Here is a 19,589-nt window from a genome sequence, read left to right as displayed (position 1 = left end):
TTGGCATGGGATGCGACAGACGGTGTGCCGGCTAGGGCTTGACGCCCACCAGATTGATCAGCGTTTCCTCGCGCACCGCCTTCGGTTTGATGCGCAACGCGGTCTCCAGAATACCCAGGTCCTCGCGGCTCCACCACAGGAATGGATACGACACCGCGTTATCCGGCACCGAGAAACCGGCGGCGCGCACCATCGCCAGATACTCGGGCGCGGTCTTCTGCACATCCATCGGATGACGGAACAGCAGGCGGATGATCCAGGAGTGGATATAACGCTTGGTCGACTCGGCGAATAGCAGCACCCCGCCCGGCTTGAGCACGCGGAAGAACTCCTGGATCGCGCGCTCCTGATCGATCAGGTGATGGAAGGTCTGATGGCAGAACAGCAGGTCGACCGAATTGTCTTCGAGCTTGATATTCGAACTGGAACAGCATATGAAGTCGGCGGGGATATTCAGCGCCGCCATCTCCTTGGCCGATTCCTGCAGCATCTCGGGATCGATGTCCATGCCGATCAAGCGCTTGGGCGCGAAGCGCTGGTGCAGCTTGCCCAGCGACCGGCCAAAGCCGCAGCCCACATCGGCCACCACGTCGTAGCTGCGGCGCTCGGCCGGCATCATGCGCTCCAGATCCACCAGCGCGCGCTCCAGCACATGGACGGTCCAGGTATCCGTGCGCAAGAACCATTTGCCGAACGCCGTCTCCGGCACATGGGGATCGCTGGACGGCTGCATTACATCGAAATTGGCGCTCATAAGATCTTCATTTACGTTGGTTAAATAAAATTACGGGTGCACGGCGACAACGTGAATTCACGTACAATGGCCATCCCTCGTCGTTCTTCGTCGTTCGTAAAGCCTGTGTCAGTCCTTCGTCCCCACCTGCTGCTAGCAACATTGTCATTGCTACTATTGAGCGCTGCCGCCGCAGGCCAGGACACGTCCACGCCGTCGCCGGCTCCTGTACGATTCCTGATCACCTTCGATGACGGACCCGCCGCCGCCGACAGCGACAACCCGACCGTGCATATCCTCGAAACGCTGGCCCGCAATCCGCTGCAGGACAACATCAAGGCAGTGTTCTTCACACAGACCCGGGCCTGGCACGGCGGCGGCACCGATGTCGGGCGCGCGCTGATCAAGCGCGAACACGATGAAGGCCACGTCGTCGCGCTGCATTCGGCCACGCTGTTCCACTCGAACCACCGTTTCATGAGCAAGCAGACGCTGGACGAGTCGATGCAAAAAGGCGTCGATGACCTGGTCGGCGTGACCGGTGTCGCGCCTAAGCTGGTACGCCCGCCGTTCTGGGCCTACGACGCCGAGACGCTGGAGTCGTACCGCCAGCACGGCATGCGCATGCTGCTGACCGACCTCAATGCCAACGACGGCAAAATCTACGGCATCAACTTCAGCTGGCACAAACGTTCGAACATGCTCAAACACCTGGCCGAGACGCGCAAGCGCTGGGCGGCGGGCGCCATGCCGGCGGTCGACGGCAGCACGCCGGTCGTCGTCACCTTCCACGATGTGAACACCTACACCTCGCGCCACATCCAGGAATACCTGGACATCCTGATCGACGTCGCGCGTGAGCTCGACGTGCCGCTCGCGGCCAAACCGTTCTACGACGACCACGACGAACTGGAACGCGCGGCGCTGGCCAGCACCGTCAGCAATCCGAACGCCAAACCGCAACTGCCGGGGCTTTGGAACTGGCTGTGGCAGTGATCAAAGGCTGACGACTTCAATCCTGGGCGGTTCGTCCAACGGTAATTCACTGCACACCACCACCGACAATTCGTCGTGCGGCACGGCGACGTAATGTCCGCCAGCGCCCTCCCCCAGTTTGAAGCGCGCTTCCTTCTCGCTCCACATCCGGTAAAACCCGTCAACCCGCCGCTCCTGCGGCATGGCCTCCCAACGCGCCATCTCGCGCGCGTCGAACGCCTGCGCGGCCAACGCTGCCAGATCGCGCCCGGCGTCGCGCATTTCGATATCCAGTCCGAGGGCGGTCTGCGCACTCACCGCGCAAGCGACCCAGCGGCCGCTATGCGCGATGCTGAAGCCGGGCATGCCGCCCTTGACGGCGGGCGACAGCAGCAGCGGCGCCTTGCCCACCTGGTCCTCCAGTTGGATTTCCCGCGCCTCGACGTTCAGCAAACGGCCCAGCGCCTTGCGCAGCAAAACACGACCGACAACGAACTGGCGCAGTCGCTGCGCGCGGACAAAGCGCTGATAGCGCGCCCGCTCGCCTGCGGACAGCCAGTCGCGGAAACGCAGCAGATCCGCATCGGCCACCGCGTCCGCATCCACCATCCACAGCGTGGCCTTACTCATCGAAACCGGCGATCACTTGGCCAGCTTGACGAAATCGCCCTTCAGCGCGACGCCGGCCATGATGGCGCCGTCCGCACATTCGTATTCGGTCTGGCTGGCGAATTCCTGATCCTTGAAATTGCTGACGATGTTGACCACCGCGTCGGCGCCGACTTCGGTGGCGCGCTTCTGCAACGCCAGCATGGCGGACAGGAACACCCAGTTGCAGGCTTTTTCGGCCGACTTGCCGAAGCCGTTGGTGCGCTGGCTGGTCTTGTCGCTGGTGATCTTGCTCGCCACCTTAGGCATCTGCTGGTCGGCGAAATAGAACTTCACCGAGTCGCCGAGGCGCTGCTGCGCGTCGTTGACGGCCATGGCGCCGGCGATAGGGAATTTCACCATTTTGTCTTCCGCCGAGGCGGACCACGAGGCGGTCAGCGAAACAGCCAGCAAGGCTGCGGTAACGATGGTTTTTTTCATTGTCGTCTTCCTATTTAACGTACCGTTTAAAAATCAGAGAAGTGTTGATGCCGCCGAAGGCGAAGTTATTCGACATCACGTACTCGCATTGCAGCGAGCGGCCTTCGCCGGTGATGTAATCGAGTTGCGCGCATTCGCCGTCGACCCGCTCCAGGTTGATGGTGGGCGCGAACCAGCCCTCGCGCATCATCTCGATGCTGATCCAGGCCTCCAGCGCGCCGCACGCGCCCAGCGTATGGCCCATATAGCTTTTCAGTGAGCTGATCGGCGTCTTGTCGCCGAACACCGCCAGCGTGGCCTGCGATTCGGCGATGTCGCCCTGCTGCGTGCCGGTGCCGTGGGCGTTGATGTAACCGATGTCCGACGGCTGCAAGCCGGCATCGCGCAGCGCCAGTTGCATCGCCTTCTGCATCGTCGCCGCATTCGGCTGCGTGACGTGGCAGCCGTCGCTGTTGGTGCCGAAGCCCACCAGCTCCGCGTGGATCGCGGCGCCGCGCGCCTGCGCATGGTCCATGTCCTCCACGATCAGACAGCCGGCGCCCTCGCCGATAACCAGGCCGTCGCGGCCGGCGTCGAACGGACGCGGTGTGGTGTGGGCGGCGTCGTTGCGGGTGCTGGTGGCGAACAGCGTGTCGAATACCGCCGCCTCGGTCGCACACAGTTCCTCGGCGCCGCCGGCCACCATGGCCAGCTGCTTGCCGGCGCGGATAGCCTCGTAGGCATAACCGATACCCTGGCTGCCGGAGGTGCAGGCGCTGGACGTGGTGATCACGCGCCCGGTGATGCCGAAGAACACACCGATGTTGACCGGCGCCGTGTGCGACATCATCTTGATGTAGGTGGTGGCGTTGATGCCCTTGGTGGTGCGCTCCTCCATCATTCGCCCGAAATCGCCGATGGCGCTCGGCGTGCCGGCCGACGAGCCGAACGACACACCCAGGTCGCCGCCCTTGAGCAGCGCGTGATCGAGCAGGCCGGCGTCGGCCAGCGCCAGCTCGGTGGCGCGCGTGGCCATCAGCGCCACGCGGCCCATGCTGCGGATCGCCTTGCGGTTATAGCGGTCGGTCAGCTCGAACGGCGCGGCCGGCGCGCCCAGACGCGTGTTCAGGCCTTCGTAGTCGGACCAGTCGTCCATGTGCACGATGGCGTTGCGGAACTCGCCCAGGCGCTGGCGAATCGTGGCCCAGTCGTTGCCGATCGGGCTAATGCCGGCCATGCCGGTGACGGCGACGCGGCGGCTCATGCCAGACCGCCATTGACGGAGATGACCTGGCGGGTGATGTAGCCCGCTTCCTCGCCGATCAGGAAGCTGACGGCGGCCGCCACCTCCTCCGGCTTGCCGACGCGGCGCGCCGGTATCATCTTGAGCGCCTCGTCCATCGGCACGTCGCTGATCATGTCGGTCTCGATCAGGCCGGGCGCCACGCAGTTGACGGTGATCGCACGCTTGGCCAGTTCCAGCGCCAGCGCCTTGGTGGCGCCGATGATGCCCGCCTTGGCCGCGCTGTAATTGACCTGGCCACGGTTGCCGATCAGGCCAGACACCGATGCCAGGGTGACGATGCGACCGGGTTTGCGCCGCTGCACCAGCGGCATCACCAGCGGATTGAGGACGTTGTAAAAGCCATCCAGATTCGTTTGCAGCACGATATCCCAGTCCTCGCCGGACATGGCCGGGAAGGCGTTGTCGCGGGCCACGCCGGCGTTGCACACCACGCCGTAGTAGCAGCCGTGTTGTTCGATATCCGCCTCCAGCGCGGCGGCGGTGGCGGCGCGGTCGCCGATGTCGAACTGCAGCACGCGCACTGCGCGGCCCATCGACTCGATCTCGTGCGCCACGGCGTCGGCTTCGGCGCGCTGGCTGCGGCAATGGAGCACCACGTCGTAACCGTCGCGCGCGAGACGCAGCGCGATCGCCTTGCCGATGCCCCGGGAAGATCCCGTCACCAGCACGCTCATGGACTTGTTCTGATTCATGCTACGTTTCCATCTTTGAGAAATTGATTGACATTATCGGGCTGGAAAACGGTCACCGTCGCCGTGGCCAGGCTGGCAGCGTTGGCGTCATTGGCAGCGTAGGCCGGAACGATCCGGCAATCGAAGGCACCCAGGCCGTTTTCCGCCTGCAGCACGCGGTGCACATGCACCAGCAGCACACTGCCCGGGGCAAAATACGGCACGCTGGCCTCGTACTTGCGCGAGCCAAGCAGGAACCCGACCTTGACTGCGTCGCCGCGTTGCAGCGCCAGCCAGCCCGCGTGCGCGGCGATCGCCTGCGCCATATATTCGATGCCGACCCACGAGCCCACACCCTGTTCCGTCGCCAGCACGCTGCCGGCGTGGATGCGCACTTCCGCGCACAAATTATCCGCGTCGGCGCTGATCACGCGTTCGAGCAGCACCATCTGGCCGGAATGCGGCACCAGCGTGCCGACATCGGGCATCGCATCTTGCAATACATCGGCCATCATCCGGTCCTCCCCAGTACCAGCGCCGCGTTGGAGCCGCCGAAAGCGAAAGAGCTGCTCAACACACGGCGCAAAGGACGGCCAAGCGCCGCGCCGGGCGGCACCAGGTTGAGCGCCGGCAGCGCGGGATCGGCCGCGCCATCCCAAAGATGCGGCGGCAGCCTGCCCTGCGGATTATCGTCCTGCATCGCCAGCCAGCACAACGCCGCTTCCACCGCCGCCGCCGCGCCCAGCGTGTGGCCGGTGAACGGCTTGGTCGAACTGACCGGCACTTCAAGCCCGAACAGCGCTTCGATCACGCGCGACTCCATCGCGTCATTTTGCGGCGTCGCGGTGCCGTGCATATTGACGTAATCGATCTGCGCGGCGTCAAGGCCGGCGCGTTCGAGCGCCTGCATCATTGCAAGCCGCGCACCCACGCCGGCCGGATCGGGGGCGGACATATGGTGGCCGTCCGACGACTCGCCCCAGCCCAGCAAAGCCACGGCACCGGCCTCGCCGGCCTCCCCGGCATCGGCGCTCATCAGGAACAACGCGCCGGCTTCGCCGATGTTGATGCCGTGGCGGTTGACGCTCATCGGGTTGCACTGTTCGTCGCTGACCGATTCCAAGGACGCGAAACCGGCTACCGTGAAGGTGCACAACGAATCGACGCCGCCGGTCAGCACGGCGTCGCAAAGGCCCATCTTGATCAGTCGCGCCGCGCTGGCCATGGCCTTGGCGCTCGACGAACAGGCGCTCGAATGTACATAGGCGGGCCCGGACAAGCCCAGTTCATGCGCCAGCATGACGGCGGGCGATCCCATTTCCTGCGGATCGTAGACGAAGTGCGGCGGCAAAACGCCGTCGGCGCAGTAGTCGCGGATGGCCTGCTCGGTCTCGCCGATGCCGGAGGTGCTGGTGCCGATCACCACGCCGACGCGGTCGGCGCCATACCGCGCCATTGCCGCCTCGACGGCCGGACGGATCTGCGCCAGCGCGGCCAGCGCCAGCGCGTTGTTGCGGCTGCGCTGGCGGGCCGGCAAATGATCGAGCGACGGCAGCGCCGCGAGCACGCGGCCCAGCGGCAGCTCGCGCCCCGGCGACCATTGGCCGGTCATCGCCACGCCGCTCTCGCCGGCGTACAAGCGCGCCTTCACCTGCGCATGGCCATCGCCAAGCGCGCAGATGATACCGCAAGCGTTCAGATAAAAATTCATGCTTCCGTCTCGGTCAATCTCGTTTCGCCCATTGAGCTCAATTGGCTTCCTGCGCAAACTGTATCGTCAGCTTATAGTGATACCGCAGATTATCCAACACCACGGTGCCGCTCCAGCGAGGCGTGCCGCTGTAGACAATCGTCATGATAGGCTCGTTTTCCAGGTACAGGGTGCGTGTCGCGCCCTGCTCTGCGATGCGCCATCCCGCAGGCAGCGCGGTGGCGATCGATTCGGCCGGCCACAAAGTTAGTTGCATGTCCTCCAGCACGTCCTCGGGGCGCACCTGCGAAGGCAACATCATGTGGCGCCAGGAGGTCAGTTCCTTGCCGTCGTAGTGCATGGTCAGCACCCGCTGGCCGAACGCCAGGCCGACGACGTCAATCGCGTCCCGCTCCACCTGCAAGGCGACGTCCAGATCGTCGGTGCGGCCGGCCCGCTCAACTTTCAAGTGCTGCTGCACGCTGATCGACGTCCCCAGCGCGGCCGGCGCAAGCTTCAAACCCAAACGTGCCTGCGGCGGTGGCGTGGTGGCGCAACCGGCCAGCAGCGCAAAAACGGCCAGCACTCCGAGATGCAGACACTGGCGAATACCGTGCCAGATCATTGCGGCGTGCATAGGGCCTCCAGCGCCGCCAGCCTGCGCGGCGTCTCCTTGACGTATGGATTACTCAGGTCCCAGGCGTAACCGGCCAGGATGGCGGAGATCATGCGCTTCACCTCCGGCTGCTGGTTGGGGTGGAAAATGATCTTCTGGAAGCCGCCCGCGTACCACGACTCGACAAACACGCGGAACGTATCGACGCCCTTGCGCAAAGGTGCGCCGAAATCGGCCTGCCAGTCGACAGTCTCGCCGGCGAACTGGCGTTGCAGCGCGGCGGCGGCCAGGCTCGCCGACTTGAAGGCGATGGTCACGCCCGACGAGAACACCGGATCGAGGAATTCGCCGGCGTTGCCCAGCAGCGCGTAGCCCGGCCCCCACAGTTTTTCGACATTGGCCGAGTAGCCGGTGATCTGGCGCGCCGGCGTATCCCACTTGGCGTTGGCCAGCATGGCGCTCAGCGATGGCTCCTCCGCCAGAATCGCTTGCAGGCGCTCGGTCGGCGTGCCCTGGTAGCGGTCCAGGAAGCTGGTCTCCGCCACCACGCCCTGCGAGCAGCGGCCGCCGGCGAACGGAATGGTCCAGAACCAGACGTCGTCGTGTTTCGGATGAACCGTTACGCGTATCTTGTTACGGTCGAAGCCCTCGCGTATGCCGTCTTCGACGTGCGTGAAGATGGCGCCGCGCACGGGGAAGTTGGACGGCGTCTCCAGCTTCAGAAGGCGCGGCAGGATGCGGCCAAAGCCGCTGGCGTCAAGAATGAAGCCGGCGCGGACCTGATATTGTTCGCCTTCCGGATTCTTGACGGTGACCAGTGCCGGCGCACCGTTTGTACCCAGCTCGATGTTCAGCACCTCGTGACGGTGACGCACCTCGGCGCCGAATCGCGCGGCCTCCTTCGCCAGGATGTGATCGAAGTGCGCACGCTGCACCTGGTAGGTGGTGCCCCAGCCTTGCGAGTGCTTGTCGCGGAAATCGAAGTCGGTGTACACGCCGTCGCGCATGAAGGCGGCGCCGTTCTTGAACTGGAAGCCCGCCTCCACCACGGCACGCAACATGCCCGCCTGTTCGAGGTAGGCCATACTTTGCGGCAGCAGGCTCTCGCCGATCGAAAAGCGCGGAAATTCCTCGCGCTCGATCACCAGCACCTGGCGTCCCTGCTGGCGCAGCAGCGCGGCGGCGACCGAGCCGGCCGGCCCGGCGCCAACGATCAGAATTTCCACGGTTTCGATAGTCAGTGCGTCAGTCATGCTTGCTTTCCTTGATGGTGCCAAAACAGGGAACGATCAACCAGGCCAGTGCGATCCCCAGCAGCATTGTCAGGCCGAACGCCTGCAGTGCAGGTGTTTTGCTCAGGCCCAGTAGTCCGAACGATAAAAACGTGCTTGATGCCGACATCCCCACCGCCATCCACGCCGCGTTGCCGCGATTGTCGGGCCGCTCCTGCATGAAGATGCCGTAGTCGACGCCCACGCCCAGCAGCAGCAACAGGGCCAGGACGTGGAACAACTGCAGGTTGTGCGACGCGAAGCCCAGGATCGCCAGGGTAGCGACGCTGGCCAGCGCGGTCGGCGCCAGCACCCTCCAGGTGCGCCCGCGATAGCGCGGGAACAGCATCGCGAACACCAGCGCGTAGGCGCCCAGCACCACCCAGCTCATATTCTCGCGGTAGCGTCCCAGCACCGATGAAATCTCCGCCACCTTGTCGACCCACTGCACGCCGTGCAGGCCGTCGCCGGCGCGCATGACCTCCGGCACCGCCGCCCTGCCAAGACCGCGCAGCGCCACGATGCTGGCATGGACGCCATTGGTCTGGCCCAGCCACAGGTGGCGCGAAGGTTCGCTGGCCGGCGATTTGAGGAAATCCTCCGGCGTAAGCGGGGTACCGGCCGCCAGCAATCCGGCGCGGGTGGCCGCAATCCATTGCGCGTCCTCGCCTGTCTGTTTGGCCAGGCCTTGCAGCGGGCCGTCTCCGCCAAGCAGTTTCTGTTCGATCAGCGCGCGGCGCGCGGCCTGCGTGCGCGCCGACGGCACCCAGTTCGACACGGCCTGATAGCCGGTGATGGCGCCGGCGGCGGTCAATTTGTCCAGCTTTGCGTTGAGCGCTTCCTCGCGTTGCAGCACCTCCTCGGCGGAGGCGCCGCGCACCAGGAAGTACTGCACCGGCGTCGGCGCGTCGGTCAGCTTGCTCAACTTGATCTGATCGTCGATCAAATGCTTGGGCGGATTTTGCAGCAGGCGGATATCGTCGTTGGCGCCAAGGCGGCTGATGCCGTAGCCCGCCGCCAGCACGAATACCACCGCCGCCGCCAGCGTGGCGCGGTTCAGGCGCAGCAAAGGCCAGCGCCGCAACGCGTCGCCGTACACGCGCACCAGCGCGCCGGCCTTGAGCGCCCGCCCGCCGATCAGCGCGGGGAACCAGAACACCACCGTCAGCCACGCGAAGACCAGGCCAAGCGCGGAGAACACCGCCATCTGGCGCAGGCCGGGGAATGGCGTCAACGCCAGTCCCATGTAGCCGATCACCGCCGCCAGCAAGGTCAATCCGAGGCCCGGCAGCAGCCGTTTGAGCAAGGCCGGTGAATCGAGTTTTTCGTCGGCCGACAAGCGGTTGGACAAAAAGTAGATGCCGTAATCCTGCGCCACGCCTATCAGGCTCGCGCCGAACACCAGCGTCATCAAGTGGATCTGGCCGAACATCAGCCAGCACACCGACAAGGCGCCAAGGAAGCCGATGCCGATCGAGAGCATGATCAGCGAAATCGGTTTGAACGAATGGAAGGCAAACCACATCAGCAGGATGATGCCGAGCAGCGAGCCAATGCCGATGGTCGACACCTCGCCGCTGGCTTGCGCGCTGGCCTCGGCGGCGTGAAGGATCACGCCCGCCTGGATCAACTCCACCTGCGAGGCGGCCTGGCGGGCGGCGTCGGCGGCCTGCTTGAGCAGCGGCAGCACGTTTTCCTGCGCGGTCATCGACAGCGCAGGCACCTTGAGCGTCAGCGGCAGAAGCACGTATTGGCGGTCGGCGCCGGCGACGAACAGATGTCCGTCGCGCGGACGCACCGGTGTCTCCTGCGCGCGCTCCTGCACCCAGCCGGCGAACAGGCCGAACGGGTCTTGCTGCCAGGAGCCCAGTTTCGGCCCGCCGAAAGGGCTATACAATTTGCTCAACGCCGTATCGAGCCAGAACTGCGGCGGCTGCGCGCGCAGTTGCGCCTCCTGCTGGGCCGTCAACAAGGTCAGACTATGGCGCTGGAACAGCGACAGCCAGTCGCCCTGGGTTTTTTCGTCGATCCGGGTGGCCTCGAACAGGTCTTTGCGCGGCGCCAGAACAGCGTTGTAGGCGTCGGCCGCGCGCTTGGCGTCTTCCCAGTCGGCGGCGCCAACCAGCACGATGACGCGCTGTTGCGCCGCATCGACCATATGCGAGAACGATTGCTGCAGAACCGGATCGCGCTCCTGCACCGGCAGCAGCGCCATGATGTCGGTGTTCGGCACGATGCGCTGGACCAGCCACAGATAGGCGTTATGCCCCAGCAGCAGGCACACCACCACCGCCCATAACAGCGCGAGTTTTTTGGTACGCGTCAAAACAGCGCCGCCTCTTCCTTGGTCATTGCCGACTCGCCGGTCTGGATGGCGGAGAAGACGATGCTGGTCTTGTCGCCGCCCGCCTCGCTCATGACGATGTTCTTGACGTAGGCGCCGCCATCGAGCTTGATGGTGCCGATGGCTTTTTCCAGCGCCGCCTGGCGCGCCTTGAGGGCGACGTTCCAGCTGGTGGCGTCGACGGTGCCGTCGACTTCAAACAGCGTTTCGAGCTGCCCCAGATCGCCGGACAGCAGCGAGAACAACACGTTGTTGATCATGCGGACCGTCGGCTCGGTCTTGGCGTCCAGGCGCATGGCGACGCGGTCGCCCTGGTAGTTGACGATTTCGTCGCGCGTCAGCCGCAAGGTGCTCGGGAAAGGCTGCATGGTGCGCCACAACACGCCCTTGCCGGCGACGACGCAGAAGCGCCCGTTCGACGCCAGCGGCTTTTTCATGCCGGCCAGTTGCTTGGTCTGGTCGAAGCGGCCGCACATGATGGGCGGCTTGGCCAGCATGGCCTGGATTTTGGCGACCGGCGCGGCGGCTTGCGCGGGATTGAACATCGCCAGCGCGGCTGCCAGCAACATGGTTTTCACATTCTTCATACAGGCTCGATTCCCAGTTTTTCGAACAGCACCGGCGGCGACACGAAGCACATCTCCTTGGTGGCGATATCGACGGCCACCATGGTGGTGCTGGCGCGGTTGAGGCGTTTGCCGGTTTCCGCGTTGGTGATCAGATAATCGATCTTCAAACGGTTTTCCCATTCGACGATGTCGGCGCGCAGCTTGAGCTTCTGGCCGAAGGTGGCCGAACCGACGTAGCGCAGTTGCATATCGATTACCGGCCACGCATAGCCGGAGGCCTTCATCTGCGGGTAGTTGTAGTCTATCTTGTCCAGCAGAGCGCAGCGCACAACTTCAAGATACTTGACGTAGCGGCCGTGCCAGACGATTTCCATCGGGTCCAGGTCGAAGAACTGCACCTGCATCTCGACTTCCGCGAACCAGCGGCTTTCCTTGGCCTTACGCATACAGATCCCATGATTTGGCGCGGATGCGCTCCAGCAGCAGGCGCAGGTCCGGTTCCAGGCGGCGGTCTTCCTCGACCGCCTTGATGTCGGCGGCCAGCGCCTCCTGCATCGCCGCCAGCGCGGCGTGCGGGCGCAGCTCGGGACTGGCCTGGCAGCGCAGCCAGACGCCCTGGCGCACGGTGATCAGCAACGCGGCGACCACCTGCTCCGTCAATTCCAGCACCCGCAGGCAGTCGCGCGCGGCGATGGTGCCCATGCTGACCTTGTCCTGATTGTGGCATTCGGTGGAGCGCGAAAACACCGACGCCGGCATGGTCAGCTTGAGTGCTTCGGCGGTCCACGCGGAGGCGCTGATCTGCAGCGCTTTCAGACCGTGGTTGATGGCCGCGCGCGGACCGGTGGCGCCGGACAGGTTGGCCGGCAGCCCGTGGTTGTAGCGGCTGTCGACCAGCAGCGCCATCTGGCGGTCCAGCAGGTCGGCCAGGTTGGCGACGGCGTTCTTCATGCCGTCCATGGCGAAGGCGATGTGGCCGCCGTAGAAATGGCCGCCATGCAGCACGCGCCCGTTCTCGGCGTCGATCAGCGGATTGTCGTTGGCGCTATTGAGTTCATTCTCGATCGCGGTGCGGAAGAACGGCATGGCGTCGGCCAGCACGCCGATCACGTGCGGCGCGCAGCGGATCGAATAACGGTCCTGCAGACGCTTGCCGTTGCGTTCCCACTGGTCGGTCGGCAAGTCTCCACGCAGCCACGCAGCCACCTGCTGCATGCCGGCGTGCGGCTTGACCGAAAACAGCACCTCGTCAAAGTGATGGGCGTTGCCGTCCATCGCGAAAGATGCCATCGCCGTGATGCGGGTGGTCAGCTTCACCAGATACCCGGCGCGGTCGTAAGCCATGCACGCCAGAGCGGTCATGACGGCGGTGCCGTTCATGATCGCAAGCCCCTCTTTCGGACGCAGTTTCAGTGGCGTGATGCCCGCCTCGCGCAGCGCCTGCGCGGCCGGCACCTGCACGCCGTCGCGCCACACTTCCCGCTCGCCGCACAGCACCGCCGCCACATACGACAGCGGCGTCAGGTCGCCGCTGGCGCCGACCGAGCCTTCCGACGGAATCAACGGCAGCAGGCCGGCGTCGAGCAGGCGGGTGATCTGCAGCAGCAGTTCGACGCTAACGCCGGAATAGCCTTTACTCAGCGACGCCAGGCGCGAAGCCAGGATCGCGCGCGTCTGCTGCGGCGTGAAAAACTCGCCCAGGCCGACGCCGTGATAGGTGTACAGGTGGTGCGGCAGTTCGGCCACCAGTTCGGGCGGCACGGTGACGGTGCACGAGTCGCCGTAGCCGGTGGTGACGCCATAGATGGTGCCGTCCTCGCGCAGCAGCCGCTCGAGGAACTCGGCGCCACGCGAGATGGCGGCGCGGAACGCGGGATCGCCGGACAGCGCGGCGGTCGCCCGGCCTTGCGCGATATCGACGATATCTTCGATCGTCAGGCGCTGCTGATCGAAACTCACGGTGCGCGCGGCGGTATTCAGTCGGGCTGTGTCAGCGGGTTGCATCAGGACGCTCCAATTCGGGTAAATGCCAAAAATCGTAAAAATTGAACCATTGCAGCGGCGCCTGCACGCAGTGGTGCTCCAGCCGCCGGGCGTAGTCGCCGGCCAGCACCGCGAGCGCGGCGTCGCGCTCCTTGCGCGGTATGCGCACCGTGTCGCGGAAGCGTTCGAAATAAACGTCCGACCGGGCGCCCCGGCGCATCGAGAACAGCAGGTACACCGGGCATTGCAAAATATTCGCCAACACGTACGGGCCGACCGGGAAGGCCGCCGGCGCGCCGAGGAAGTCCGCCACCGCCACGCGCGGATTGTGCGAGACGGGGACGCGGTCGCCGGCGATGACGACGAATTCGCCGCGCGCGACGCGCTCGGACAACAGTATCGCGGTGGCCGGCGACATTTCGGTCACCTGCATCAGATTGAGCTGGCTGGCGGGATTGAGGGTGCCCAGCATCTCGTTGAAAGCTTGCGCGTGCTTGGTGTGCACCAGCACCGTAAGCTTGATGTCCTGACGTTGGCGGCCCAACACGCGGCACAGCTCCAGGTTACCCAGATGTGCGCAGATCAGCAAGCCGCCCCGCCCTTCCGCGACTGCGTCGGTGATCAACTCTCCGCCATGCAGCGTGACGCCGTCGACGTCGAACAAACCGCCCCATAGCAGCATTTTGTCCAGGATGCTCTCGCCGAAGGCGGCGAAGTGGCGCAGCACGCCGGGTTGCGCGCGGCCGCTGAAGCGCTCCATGCGGCGCAGGTAATCGCGCGAGGCGGCGCGCGGCAACGGCTTGGTAACGACGTACCACGCCAGCACCGGATACAGCACCACGCGGAACGGCCAGCGGCCGAAGACGCGGCAGATCCAGAACAGGAAACGCATGCCGGCGACAAAACTGATTTCGTTGATCGCGGCCCAGTGCAAACTGCGCGCGCTCACGATGTCCGCCACTTCCGCGCAAGCAGTTTGGGTATGCGCGGCAGCATGCCGAAGAACAGGATGGTATGCATCCACGTGATCAGCACATTGTCGCGCCAGACGCGGAAGTGCGACACGCCATCCGCCGGATAGGACACGCGGGTCGGCAGGTTGACCACTTGCAGCCCGTCCCAGAACAGCCGCACCAGAATGTCGGTATCGAAGTTCATGCGCACGCCGATCGCGTGGCGCGCGGCCAGCGCGTTGACCGGCGCCACCGGATAGACGCGAAAGCCGCACATCGAATCCTTGATGTCGAACGACAGCGTATTGATCCAGACCCAGATGTGCGTGGCGTAGCGCCCGTACAGGCGCGCCTTCGGCACCGATTCGTCGTAGACCGGATGGCCGGCGATAACGGCGTCCGGGTGGGCCTGTGCCTGTGCCAGGAAACCCGGCACGTCGTCGGTCCGGTGCTGGCCGTCGGCGTCGATTTGAAGCACGTGGCTGAAGCCAAGTTCCGCCGCGCGGCGAAATCCACTGAGCACCGCCGCGCCCTTGCCCTGGTTTTGGGCCAGGCGCACCAGCGTCACGCGGCCCGGGTTGGCCTGTGCCAGCGCATCCAGCACGGCGGCGCATGCCGCGCTGCTGCCGTCGTCGACCAGCATGCACGGCACCTCGTGGCGCAGCAGCCCCGACAACACCGCGCCAATGGCGTGTTCGTGGTTGTAGACCGGGACCACGATGCACGGTTTGAATTGGGATGGTTCAGACACCTGCGCCTCCATCCGACAACACCACGCGGCCGCTGGAATGCTGTCCGGCGTCGGACGCGTAGCGAAATTGCAGGTTGCCCTTGACCGCGTCGTGCAGCAGTTCGAGGCGCACGGGCTGCGCCGGTTGTATCACTTGCTGGAACTTGAGCGCGTTGATGCCTTTGAAGATAGCCGGTAACGTAAAGTACTGGCGGCCATAATGGATCGCCCAGTCGACCTGCACCACGCCGGGCAAAATCGGCGCGACGTCGAAGTGGCCGTCGAAATAGAAGAGGTTCGACGGCGCCGTCACTTCCAGCAGCACACGGTCGCCGGTGCGTTCGAGCTCGCGCACGTGGGGCAGGCGCGGTCGGTTATCGGTGCCGGCTCCCGAAGCCGCGCCAGCCGCCGCTTCGTCATGGTCCAGCAACGCCAGCAAGGACGCCATGGTGGTCTTGCCCTGCGCGTTGACCGGCATCCGCTCCAGATAGCGCCAGCGGCGCGGCAAGGCCACCAGTTCCACCGTCGCCGTGAGCGCCGTCCGCAAGCGGGCGTTCAGCGCGTTCTTGCCGCCGTCGGCCAATAGCGCGCGCCCGGCCGCAGTGGGTACGACGAAGGCGGCGACCCGCTGGCGTTCACCGGCGACCGGATCGCACAGGATGACGCGCGCCTCGGCGGCCAGACCAGTGTCGGTGATGGTCGCCTCCATCGCGCTCAGGGAAATGCGCTTTTCCTCGATCTTGACTATGCGGTCGCTGCGTCCGCGCAGCAGGAAACGCTGTTCGCCGTTGCGGCTGGATCGTTCGGCGCGGTCGGCCAAAGCCAGCCACGCGTCGTCCGGCAGGTGCGGCGAGCGCACTTCCAGTCCGTCGTCTTCGCCAAGTCGCCACGCCACCGTGGGGAACGGCAGCCACGAGTCATCGGCGCCGACGCTGCGCTGACGCCAGGCCACGCCGCCGGTCTCCGAGCTGCCGTAGACTTCCACCGGCACCTTGCCCAGCAGTGCGTCCATCGCGAACGCGATTTCCGGCGCCAGCGGGCCGCCGGAGGAAAAGACGCCGCGCAGCATGCGCGCGGCGCCGCGCCAATCCAGGTGTTCCGGCAGGCGTTTCAGATGCGCCGGACTGGCGATCAGCACACACGGGCCGGCCGCCATCGCCGGCGCCAGCGTCTCCGGGAAGGCGATGCTGAGCGCGTGGATCGCGCGGCCGGACGTCAGCGGCCACAAGACCTTGAACAGAAGGCCGTAAATGTGCTGATGCGACACCGTCGCCAGGATCGCGGCGTCGCCCGCCGCCGCGCCGAACAGCACATCCAGCGTTTCGACCTCGTTGGCCATTTGCGACAGCTTCTTTGGAATCGCCTGGGCGGCGCCGGTGCTGCCGGAGGTGAACACCACCAATGCGGGGAAGTTGGAGTCGAGCGTACCGCCCATGTCGGCGCCGTCGGCGGCAGGCGCCGATTGCTGCAACGGCTGCAACTGCGCCGGGAACCCGCCGAGGAAACCGTCGACCGAGGCGCGCAGCGAGGCGCATGTGGCCTCCAGCGTATCGGCGCTCAGCCAGATGGTTTTACCGGCATGCCAGGCGCCCAGCAGGGCCGCGCCGAATTCAATGCTGTCTTCCAGGTACAGCGCGTAGTCGCGCCCCGGCCGGTCGCGCAGCAAGGCGTACCAGCCGCGCGCGCGTGCGAGGAAGGCGCCGTTGGTGACGCCCTCGCCCGCCGACCAGCCGACGATGCCGGCGGCCGGGCGCACGCACAGCGCGGCATACAAACACTCGATACGGTCAGACATGGTGCAGCCGTTTGAAACGCATCCGCACCAGATACTCGGCGCCGAACAGGATTGCCATCAGCGCGTACGACACCACGCCGGTGTACAGCGACCAAACGGCCTCGGAGGCCCACAGTGCCGTCGCCAGCGCGATCAAGCCATTGATCACGAAAAACACGCACCACACCTGGGTGACCGACCGCATATATGCTTGCGCCGGCGGCGGAAAGTCTTCGCCGCGCCGGCGCGCCATGCGCTCGACGGCGGACATCGGCGTCGTCAGGCTCCAGGCGAAGCCCGCCAGCAGTGCGGCGTTCACCAGCACCGGGTAGAGCTTCAAGGGCAGCAGCAGGTTGCTCCAGATCGCGCAGGCGACCAGCAGCAGGCCGCCGGCGACCGACCAGCGCGCGACGCCGCTCAATTTCAGCGCGGGCAGGCGCGTGGCCACCGCCAGCAGCAGCAGGCCGGCCAGCCAGCGCGGTTCCACTTGTCCATGTCCCAGCCAGATCGCCAACGGATACAGCAGCGTCAACGCCGCCGTCAATACAGTCATCGGCATCGCGTTTAAGCCGCCTGCTCCGTCATGCCGGCCAGCGCATCGACCACGTCGCCGATGGTGCGGATGGTCTTGAACACCTCCGGCTGCAAACGCTTGCCGGTCAGTTGCTTGAGCTTGACGGCCAGGTCGACCGCGTCGATGCTGTCGATATCGAGATCGGCGTACAAATTCGAATCGGCGGTCAGTCCCGCTTTATCGAGTTCGAACATGTCGGCCAGCAGATCGATCACCCAGGTTTGCAGCTGGTCCCTGCTCATGTCATTCAACACTATCATGTCCTGCTCCCTTATTTCTTCCTGTGGGTCTCGATCATCGCCGCCAGCGCGTTCACCGACGCGAAATGGCGGCGGGTGTCCTCCGAATCGGCGGACAGCGAGATGCCGTACTTCTTCTGCAACGCGACGCCCAGCTCCAGCGCATCGATCGAATCGAGTCCGAGGCCTTCGACAAACAACGGTGCGGCGCTGTCGATATCGTCGGGCGTGATATCTTCCAGTTGCAGCACTTCGATGATCAGTTCTTTCACTTCCAGTTCAAGCATGACGTTGGTACTTCCCGGTAAAATAGTCTTGTAAAAATTCCGTCAAATGGCGTGCCGCCATTACTTCGCTGGCGCCTTCGCCCGTAAACGTCTCGATCGCCAGGTCGTCCTGGACGTCTATCCGTATCAACACCCGTCGTGGCGGCACACGCCACCACTTTTCGCCCTTGCCCAGCGTGAGCGGCTCGCAGCGTATCAGCACCGGCGTCATGGCACGCCCGCCGCGCACCGCGATGTTGGCCGCGCCGCGCTTCAAGCTGATGACGCCATCGGCCGGCGTGCGCGTGCCCTCTGGGAACACGATCAGGTTATTACCGCGCCGCAGGGAGGCGATGCAATCGTCCACCAGCGCCGCCCCGCCCTCGTTGTTGATGTAGCCCGCCGCCCGCACCGGCCCGCGCGTGAACGGGTTGTTCCACAGCGCGCCCTTGACGATGCAGTCGGCGTTCTTCACGAATGCCATTAAAAACACGGTATCGATCAGGGTCGGATGGTTCGCCAGTATCAGCAGACCGCCCCGCTCCAGTTTTTCCAGGCCGCGCACTTCGTATCGCAGCACACCCAGCGCGCGCATCATGTCCACGTAAGTGCGAAACGCCCGCCGTATCAAGCCGCGCGCCGCCAGCACACGCCGCTGCTTGCAGCGCACCACCAGGTTCAGCGCCGGAAACAGCACAACGCGCATCAACAGTCCGCCGACGCCAAACACCGCAAAACTCAGCCCTGTGGCGAACACACGCCAGTACAGCGACAGCCGGGCCAGCGCCGCATCAAGCATCGCGGCTCCAGCTCCAGCGCAAGCGTCCGTCGCTGCGCTCCATCCGGCTTGCGCCGCCGAGATGGAACGCCGCCACCGCCAGACCGCCCGGCATGCCGGACGACGGCGGCTCGTCGCTCGCGCTCCAGCGCAAGGCGACCGTCTCGCCGTCATCGCCACCGGCGGCGGCGCTGGTCATGAGCCATGCCCACGCGTGCGGCTGTTCATCGCACTCCTGGAACGGCACGAACAAGTCGGGCAGCTGGCAATCGGAAGCCACCAGCAGCACCATCTCCGCACCGTCGGCCAGCAGCCCGCACGCTTCGATCACCGCATGTTCGATCGTCGCCGCGCCGGCGGCCAGCGCGATGTGGTTGGCGCGGTCGCGGCGCGCGATAGTCAACAGGCCGGCCGTCGCGTTGTGCACCGACATGCTGAACGCCGTCGGCGACAACGCCTCGCCGCGCGCCAGATCGCTCAGTAGTTCGAGCGCGCGCGACACCTCGCCGTGGCGCGAACAGAAAACAGTGGGGATCGCGGCGACACCGTCGCCATGGGCTTCGGCGCGCCCGTCGAGGCAGCGATAAGCCACTTCCAACGCCATCTTCCCCAGAAATCCCGCCCGCCGCCGCAGCATGGCGGGCATCGCCTTGACGCCGGGTTCCTCGCCGGCGACGATGCGATACGGCGCGCGTGCCCATTGCGCCCACGCCTCCGGCGTGGTCAGGCCGGGCGCCCATGCGGCGTGACTGACGATTGAGAAGGTGACGCCATGGGTGCGCATGTTTGACAAATAATCCAGAGTTCTGAGATAAAAGAAGGTACGAACTCGCGCTCACATGCCGCAGAAATGCCAGCCGACGTACTTTTAAAATTATAAACGACAGGCACTATCAATCCGGCGTAAAAATAGATACACGGCAACTATTTTGTTGATTGAGCTCTACATTTGTGCAACTTCCCGGAAAGTTTCTCACCAAATGTCACACTTTGCGAGCAAAAAGCGACAAAAAAGGCGAGGCGCATCGCTGCGGCCCTCGCCTTGTACT

Annotated in this window: 22 protein-coding genes; 1 reads left to right on the top strand and 21 read right to left on the bottom strand. The window is 65.0% G+C overall.

Annotated elements, in window-relative coordinates; translation table 11 throughout:
- Nucleotides 1–31 precede the first annotated feature (31 nt).
- Nucleotides 32–754: a class I SAM-dependent methyltransferase gene (locus ACZ0BA_RS01400; protein WP_463449583.1), complete on the bottom strand. Its 723-nt coding sequence runs from the start codon at nucleotides 752–754 to the stop codon at nucleotides 32–34.
- Between the two features lie 147 nt (nucleotides 755–901).
- On the opposite strand from ACZ0BA_RS01400, the gene ACZ0BA_RS01395 reads away from it, so the two are divergent.
- Nucleotides 902–1,729 carry a polysaccharide deacetylase family protein gene (locus ACZ0BA_RS01395; protein WP_463449582.1) on the top strand — a complete coding sequence of 276 codons (828 nt, stop codon included), beginning with the start codon at nucleotides 902–904 and terminating at the stop codon, nucleotides 1,727–1,729.
- On the opposite strand, the gene ACZ0BA_RS01390 is transcribed toward ACZ0BA_RS01395, so the two are convergent.
- From ACZ0BA_RS01390 to ACZ0BA_RS01295, 20 genes are read right to left on the bottom strand one after another with little or no spacing between them, the layout of a single operon-like run.
- On the bottom strand, nucleotides 1,730–2,338 hold the full coding sequence (locus tag ACZ0BA_RS01390) for a 4'-phosphopantetheinyl transferase family protein (RefSeq protein ID WP_463449581.1): 609 nt from the start codon (nucleotides 2,336–2,338) through the stop codon (nucleotides 1,730–1,732).
- A 12-nt stretch (nucleotides 2,339–2,350) separates the two neighbouring features.
- Nucleotides 2,351–2,797: an excinuclease ATPase subunit gene (locus ACZ0BA_RS01385; RefSeq protein ID WP_463449580.1), complete on the bottom strand. Its 447-nt coding sequence runs from the start codon at nucleotides 2,795–2,797 to the stop codon at nucleotides 2,351–2,353.
- 10 nt (nucleotides 2,798–2,807) lie between these two features.
- Entirely contained in the window at nucleotides 2,808–4,040 is a 1,233-nt protein-coding gene (locus ACZ0BA_RS01380; RefSeq protein ID WP_463449579.1) for a beta-ketoacyl-ACP synthase, read from the bottom strand.
- Nucleotides 4,037–4,774 carry a 3-ketoacyl-ACP reductase FabG2 gene (locus ACZ0BA_RS01375; RefSeq protein ID WP_463449578.1) on the bottom strand — a complete coding sequence of 246 codons (738 nt, stop codon included), beginning with the start codon at nucleotides 4,772–4,774 and terminating at the stop codon, nucleotides 4,037–4,039. The genes ACZ0BA_RS01380 and ACZ0BA_RS01375 overlap by 4 nt, the downstream gene beginning before the upstream one ends.
- Nucleotides 4,771–5,265, bottom strand: a complete 495-nt coding sequence (locus ACZ0BA_RS01370; protein ID WP_463454690.1) for an ApeP family dehydratase — start codon at nucleotides 5,263–5,265, stop codon at nucleotides 4,771–4,773. Before ACZ0BA_RS01370 ends, ACZ0BA_RS01375 begins: the two co-directional genes overlap by 4 nt.
- Nucleotides 5,265–6,464: a beta-ketoacyl-ACP synthase gene (locus ACZ0BA_RS01365; protein ID WP_463449577.1), complete on the bottom strand. Its 1,200-nt coding sequence runs from the start codon at nucleotides 6,462–6,464 to the stop codon at nucleotides 5,265–5,267. The genes ACZ0BA_RS01370 and ACZ0BA_RS01365 overlap by 1 nt, the downstream gene beginning before the upstream one ends.
- 37 nt (nucleotides 6,465–6,501) lie before the next feature.
- A complete protein-coding gene (locus tag ACZ0BA_RS01360; RefSeq protein WP_463449576.1) occupies nucleotides 6,502–7,080 on the bottom strand; it encodes a DUF3261 domain-containing protein in 579 nt (192 codons plus the stop codon).
- A complete protein-coding gene (locus tag ACZ0BA_RS01355; protein WP_463449575.1) occupies nucleotides 7,065–8,312 on the bottom strand; it encodes an NAD(P)/FAD-dependent oxidoreductase in 1,248 nt (415 codons plus the stop codon). Before ACZ0BA_RS01355 ends, ACZ0BA_RS01360 begins: the two co-directional genes overlap by 16 nt.
- Nucleotides 8,305–10,656, bottom strand: coding sequence for an MMPL family transporter (locus ACZ0BA_RS01350; RefSeq protein ID WP_463449574.1), 2,352 nt, complete (start codon nucleotides 10,654–10,656; stop codon nucleotides 8,305–8,307). The genes ACZ0BA_RS01355 and ACZ0BA_RS01350 overlap by 8 nt, the downstream gene beginning before the upstream one ends.
- Complete coding sequence (locus ACZ0BA_RS01345; RefSeq protein ID WP_463449573.1) at nucleotides 10,653–11,261, bottom strand: outer membrane lipoprotein carrier protein LolA; 609 nt, start codon at nucleotides 11,259–11,261, stop codon at nucleotides 10,653–10,655. Before ACZ0BA_RS01345 ends, ACZ0BA_RS01350 begins: the two co-directional genes overlap by 4 nt.
- Nucleotides 11,258–11,689 (bottom strand): acyl-CoA thioesterase, encoded by a 432-nt coding sequence (locus ACZ0BA_RS01340; RefSeq protein WP_463449572.1) that lies wholly within the window; start codon nucleotides 11,687–11,689, stop codon nucleotides 11,258–11,260. The genes ACZ0BA_RS01345 and ACZ0BA_RS01340 overlap by 4 nt, the downstream gene beginning before the upstream one ends.
- The gene (locus tag ACZ0BA_RS01335) at nucleotides 11,682–13,247 is read right to left on the bottom strand and encodes an HAL/PAL/TAL family ammonia-lyase (protein WP_463449571.1); all 1,566 of its coding nucleotides are present in this window, start codon (nucleotides 13,245–13,247) and stop codon (nucleotides 11,682–11,684) included. The genes ACZ0BA_RS01340 and ACZ0BA_RS01335 overlap by 8 nt, the downstream gene beginning before the upstream one ends.
- Nucleotides 13,234–14,175: an LpxL/LpxP family acyltransferase gene (locus tag ACZ0BA_RS01330; RefSeq protein WP_463449570.1), complete on the bottom strand. Its 942-nt coding sequence runs from the start codon at nucleotides 14,173–14,175 to the stop codon at nucleotides 13,234–13,236. Before ACZ0BA_RS01330 ends, ACZ0BA_RS01335 begins: the two co-directional genes overlap by 14 nt.
- Entirely contained in the window at nucleotides 14,172–14,942 is a 771-nt protein-coding gene (locus ACZ0BA_RS01325) for a glycosyltransferase family 2 protein (protein ID WP_463449569.1), read from the bottom strand. Before ACZ0BA_RS01325 ends, ACZ0BA_RS01330 begins: the two co-directional genes overlap by 4 nt.
- Nucleotides 14,923–16,704, bottom strand: coding sequence for an AMP-binding protein (locus ACZ0BA_RS01320; RefSeq protein WP_463449568.1), 1,782 nt, complete (start codon nucleotides 16,702–16,704; stop codon nucleotides 14,923–14,925). The genes ACZ0BA_RS01325 and ACZ0BA_RS01320 overlap by 20 nt, the downstream gene beginning before the upstream one ends.
- Complete coding sequence (locus ACZ0BA_RS01315) at nucleotides 16,697–17,242, bottom strand: COG4648 family protein (RefSeq protein WP_463449567.1); 546 nt, start codon at nucleotides 17,240–17,242, stop codon at nucleotides 16,697–16,699. The genes ACZ0BA_RS01320 and ACZ0BA_RS01315 overlap by 8 nt, the downstream gene beginning before the upstream one ends.
- 5 nt (nucleotides 17,243–17,247) lie before the next feature.
- Nucleotides 17,248–17,517, bottom strand: a complete 270-nt coding sequence (locus ACZ0BA_RS01310; RefSeq protein ID WP_463449566.1) for an acyl carrier protein — start codon at nucleotides 17,515–17,517, stop codon at nucleotides 17,248–17,250.
- Between the two features lie 11 nt (nucleotides 17,518–17,528).
- A complete protein-coding gene (locus ACZ0BA_RS01305) occupies nucleotides 17,529–17,783 on the bottom strand; it encodes a phosphopantetheine-binding protein (RefSeq protein WP_463449565.1) in 255 nt (84 codons plus the stop codon).
- Nucleotides 17,776–18,561: a lysophospholipid acyltransferase family protein gene (locus ACZ0BA_RS01300; RefSeq protein WP_463449564.1), complete on the bottom strand. Its 786-nt coding sequence runs from the start codon at nucleotides 18,559–18,561 to the stop codon at nucleotides 17,776–17,778. The genes ACZ0BA_RS01305 and ACZ0BA_RS01300 overlap by 8 nt, the downstream gene beginning before the upstream one ends.
- Nucleotides 18,554–19,324, bottom strand: coding sequence for a beta-ketoacyl synthase chain length factor (locus tag ACZ0BA_RS01295; RefSeq protein ID WP_463449563.1), 771 nt, complete (start codon nucleotides 19,322–19,324; stop codon nucleotides 18,554–18,556). The genes ACZ0BA_RS01300 and ACZ0BA_RS01295 overlap by 8 nt, the downstream gene beginning before the upstream one ends.
- Nucleotides 19,325–19,589 lie beyond the last annotated feature (265 nt).

It is taken from the genome of Duganella sp. AC917, from assembly GCF_979258245.1.
This window is presented reverse-complemented; position numbering and strand designations above follow the sequence as displayed.

Bases quoted from the DNA above. Each gene is read 5' to 3' on its own strand.
- ACZ0BA_RS01400 (WP_463449583.1), bottom strand. From the start codon at position 754: ATGAGCGCCAATTTCGATGTAATGCAGCCGTCCAGCGATCCCCATGTG.
- ACZ0BA_RS01390 (WP_463449581.1), bottom strand. From the start codon at position 2,338: ATGAGTAAGGCCACGCTGTGGATGGTGGATGCGGACGCGGTGGCCGAT.
- ACZ0BA_RS01385 (WP_463449580.1), bottom strand. From the start codon at position 2,797: ATGAAAAAAACCATCGTTACCGCAGCCTTGCTGGCTGTTTCGCTGACC.
- ACZ0BA_RS01380 (WP_463449579.1), bottom strand. From the start codon at position 4,040: ATGAGCCGCCGCGTCGCCGTCACCGGCATGGCCGGCATTAGCCCGATC.
- ACZ0BA_RS01375 (WP_463449578.1), bottom strand. From the start codon at position 4,774: ATGAATCAGAACAAGTCCATGAGCGTGCTGGTGACGGGATCTTCCCGG.
- ACZ0BA_RS01370 (WP_463454690.1), bottom strand. From the start codon at position 5,265: ATGGCCGATGTATTGCAAGATGCGATGCCCGATGTCGGCACGCTGGTG.
- ACZ0BA_RS01365 (WP_463449577.1), bottom strand. From the start codon at position 6,464: ATGAATTTTTATCTGAACGCTTGCGGTATCATCTGCGCGCTTGGCGAT.
- ACZ0BA_RS01360 (WP_463449576.1), bottom strand. From the start codon at position 7,080: ATGCACGCCGCAATGATCTGGCACGGTATTCGCCAGTGTCTGCATCTC.
- ACZ0BA_RS01355 (WP_463449575.1), bottom strand. From the start codon at position 8,312: ATGACTGACGCACTGACTATCGAAACCGTGGAAATTCTGATCGTTGGC.
- ACZ0BA_RS01345 (WP_463449573.1), bottom strand. From the start codon at position 11,261: ATGAAGAATGTGAAAACCATGTTGCTGGCAGCCGCGCTGGCGATGTTC.
- ACZ0BA_RS01340 (WP_463449572.1), bottom strand. From the start codon at position 11,689: ATGCGTAAGGCCAAGGAAAGCCGCTGGTTCGCGGAAGTCGAGATGCAG.
- ACZ0BA_RS01335 (WP_463449571.1), bottom strand. From the start codon at position 13,247: ATGCAACCCGCTGACACAGCCCGACTGAATACCGCCGCGCGCACCGTG.
- ACZ0BA_RS01325 (WP_463449569.1), bottom strand. From the start codon at position 14,942: ATGGAGGCGCAGGTGTCTGAACCATCCCAATTCAAACCGTGCATCGTG.
- ACZ0BA_RS01320 (WP_463449568.1), bottom strand. From the start codon at position 16,704: ATGTCTGACCGTATCGAGTGTTTGTATGCCGCGCTGTGCGTGCGCCCG.
- ACZ0BA_RS01315 (WP_463449567.1), bottom strand. From the start codon at position 17,242: ATGCCGATGACTGTATTGACGGCGGCGTTGACGCTGCTGTATCCGTTG.
- ACZ0BA_RS01310 (WP_463449566.1), bottom strand. From the start codon at position 17,517: ATGATAGTGTTGAATGACATGAGCAGGGACCAGCTGCAAACCTGGGTG.
- ACZ0BA_RS01305 (WP_463449565.1), bottom strand. From the start codon at position 17,783: ATGCTTGAACTGGAAGTGAAAGAACTGATCATCGAAGTGCTGCAACTG.
- ACZ0BA_RS01300 (WP_463449564.1), bottom strand. From the start codon at position 18,561: ATGCTTGATGCGGCGCTGGCCCGGCTGTCGCTGTACTGGCGTGTGTTC.
- ACZ0BA_RS01295 (WP_463449563.1), bottom strand. From the start codon at position 19,324: ATGCGCACCCATGGCGTCACCTTCTCAATCGTCAGTCACGCCGCATGG.